Origin of the sequence: Cellulomonas sp. GbtcB1 (assembly GCF_019091725.1) — a bacterium.
Classification (GTDB): Bacteria; Actinomycetota; Actinomycetes; order Actinomycetales; family Cellulomonadaceae; genus Cellulomonas.
The window spans coordinates 1-230 of record NZ_JAGXJG010000707.1 but is presented as its reverse complement, the minus strand read 5'-3'; the positions used below and the strand labels follow the sequence as shown (position 1 = coordinate 230).

At 82.6% G+C, this 230-nt stretch carries 1 protein-coding gene; it reads right to left on the bottom strand.

Annotated features, from left to right (window positions below; genetic code table 11):
• Nucleotides 1–212 (bottom strand): methyl-accepting chemotaxis protein (locus KVT14_RS23065; protein ID WP_308161192.1); only part of this gene is annotated, 212 nt, incomplete at its 3' end.
• Nucleotides 213–230: the final 18 nt, after the last annotated feature.

Here is a 230-nt window from a genome sequence, read left to right as displayed (position 1 = left end):
GCGTCGCCCTGGCCGGACATGCCCGCGTCGAGCTCGTCGACCCGGCCGATCGCGCGCCCGGCCTGCCCGGCCACGGCCGGCGCCTCGGCCACCTGCCGCGCGATGTCGTCGGACCGCCCCGCGGAGGCGTCGGCGGGCGCCCGGACCTCCTCGGCCACGACCGCGAACCCACCCCCGGCATCCCCCGCGCGCGCGGCCCCGAGGGTCGCGATGGGCGGGAGCAGCCGGGG